This is a genomic window from Micromonospora yasonensis (assembly GCF_026013475.1).
Lineage (GTDB): Bacteria > Actinomycetota > Actinomycetes > Mycobacteriales > Micromonosporaceae > Micromonospora > Micromonospora yasonensis.
Genome location: NZ_JAPDPH010000423.1, coordinates 1 through 1,981 on the forward strand (window position 1 = coordinate 1; position 1,981 = coordinate 1,981).

Sequence of the window (1,981 nt, forward strand, 5' to 3'; positions counted from 1 at the left end):
GCATCCGGTGGCTCTATGCCATGAAGCGGGTACGGCGTCGGCGGGCGATCAGGTAGCCCGCGCCGCCGAGGAGCAGGAGGCCGCCGCCGACGCCGGCCACGGTCGCGGTGTCGCCACCGGTCACGGGCAGCCCGCCGCCCTCGCCCCCGGGGGTGCCCAGGCTGGCGGACGAAGCAGGGGCCGGGGCAGCGGTCGTGGCGCTGGGCGTGGCGGTCGGCGTCGGTGACGCGGTGGGCTCGCTGGTGGGCGGCGTGACGAGCTTGACGCCGGCGAACCCGATCGGACCGCCCAGCCCGCCGAGCGGCCCGGACGGGGGCGTCAACGCCAGCGGGCTCTCGGTGCCGCGGACCGCCTTTGTGCCCTGCCCGGCCCACTGGTCGGCCAGCACCTGTACGCCGCCCTGTGCGTCGGCGTACTCCTTACTGACCCAGCGGTGGACGATCGACGAGATGTTCTCGGCACGGGCGTCCGGCTTGGTGGAGATTCCCGCCCCCGTCACGGCCAGGCTGGCGCCCGGAGCAAGTTCCTCGTCGAACTCGCACCAGGCCGACTCCTGGTTGCTGTCGACGGCGTACCAGCAGTTCTCGTACTTCTTGGTGAAGTCGAGGTCGTTGAGGACCCGTACATGGACGATGAGACCGTCGACCGGCGCGTCGCCGAGGTTCGTCACACCGAGCACGGCGGGCACGTCCTCGCCCTGGCCGACCAGATACGTGCGGTTCTTTCCCGTCTCCGGATCCTTCTCCGTACCGGCGGCGAGCTTTGCCGGGTCGGGTTCGTTCGAGGCCGGCGCGGCAGCGGAGGGCGTGGCGGCGAGGCCAGCCGCGAGGATCGTGGCGCTCACGGCAAAGGTGGCGTAACGGCGGATCGTCATGGAAACCCCCGTGCATGAATAGGACAACCGCGACACCATACAGATCCCCGCCTGGCGTTTCTGTCCCACTCAATCCGGCAAATGTGGGTCAGGTGCGACAAGATCGGCATGGCGCTGGGTGAAGCGGGTCACATGTCGGTCCAATGTGCCCGGTCGCCCCGAGGCTCCGGCACCCTCCTCCGTCGTTGCGTACGATCGTACGTTGTTTGTACGATCGTACGCATGACTCCTCTCGATCTTGTTGAGGGTGACTCGCGCACCATGCGGGAGCGCATGCTCGCGGGCGATCTCTACCGGGGCGCCGACCCAGAGTTGGAAGCTGAGATGCGCCATGCGATGGTGCTGACCAAGGCTTTCAACGACAGCGATCCGCGGGATACGGCGGGGCGCCGGGCCCTGCTTGGGCAGTTGCTCGGCTCGCTGGGTGCGGAGGTGGAGATTCGTCCTCCCCTGCACGTCGACTACGGCAGTCACCTCCACATCGGTGCCCGGACGTTCATCAACTACGGGTTGATGGCCCTGGATGTCGCGCCGATCCGCATCGGTGAGGACGTGCTGATGGGGCCGAACGTGCAGTTGCTGACGCCGACGCATCCGATCGACCCGGAGCCACGCCGCGCCAAGTGGGAGGCGGCGTTGCCGATCACGATCGGCGACAACGTGTGGATCGGCGGCATGGCCGTGATCTGCCCCGGTGTCACCATCGGCGACAACTCCGTGATCGGCGCCGGCGCGGTCGTCACGAAGGACATCCCCGCCGACGTTGTCGCCGTGGGCAACCCCGCTCGCGTCATCCGGTCGGTCCACGACAAGTGACCACCGGGCAGCAGGCCGGGAGGAGCCGTCGCCGGTATGAACCGGATCGGCGCCAGCGGCTGATCGAGGTCACTTTGGATGTCATCGCCGAGCACGGTGTGGCCGGCACGACCCATCGTCGGGTGGCCACTGCCGCCGACGTGCCGCTGGGCTCGGTCACGTACCACTTCGCCAGCCTGGAACATCTCCTGGCGTCGGCCTTCACGCATCTGGCGGAGACGGCGGCGGCGGTGTTCGACGCGCAGCTGGCGGCGATCGAACCGGGGACCGACGCCCGCGCGAAAGTGGTCG

3 protein-coding genes are annotated in these 1,981 nt (G+C 69.0%); 2 read left to right on the plus strand and 1 reads right to left on the minus strand.

Going from position 1 to position 1,981, the window contains the following annotated elements; all coding sequences use genetic code 11:
• Positions 1-13: 13 nt before the first annotated feature.
• The gene (locus tag ONA70_RS36000; RefSeq protein ID WP_265010939.1) at positions 14-874 is read right to left on the minus strand and encodes an LPXTG cell wall anchor domain-containing protein; all 861 of its coding nucleotides are present in this window, start codon (positions 872-874) and stop codon (positions 14-16) included.
• Between the two features lie 222 nt (positions 875-1,096).
• Between ONA70_RS36000 and ONA70_RS36005 the strand changes: the two genes are divergently transcribed.
• A complete protein-coding gene (locus tag ONA70_RS36005) occupies positions 1,097-1,690 on the plus strand; it encodes a sugar O-acetyltransferase (protein ID WP_265010940.1) in 594 nt (197 codons plus the stop codon).
• The coding region (locus ONA70_RS36010; RefSeq protein WP_265010941.1) for a TetR/AcrR family transcriptional regulator at positions 1,687-1,981 on the plus strand (295 nt) is incomplete at its 3' end. The genes ONA70_RS36005 and ONA70_RS36010, both read left to right, overlap by 4 nt.

Excerpts from the sequence above, each read along its gene's own strand:
- ONA70_RS36005 (WP_265010940.1), top strand. The coding sequence starts at position 1,097 with ATGACTCCTCTCGATCTTGTTGAGGGTGACTCGCGCACCATGCGGGAG.
- ONA70_RS36000 (WP_265010939.1), bottom strand. The coding sequence starts at position 874 with ATGACGATCCGCCGTTACGCCACCTTTGCCGTGAGCGCCACGATCCTC.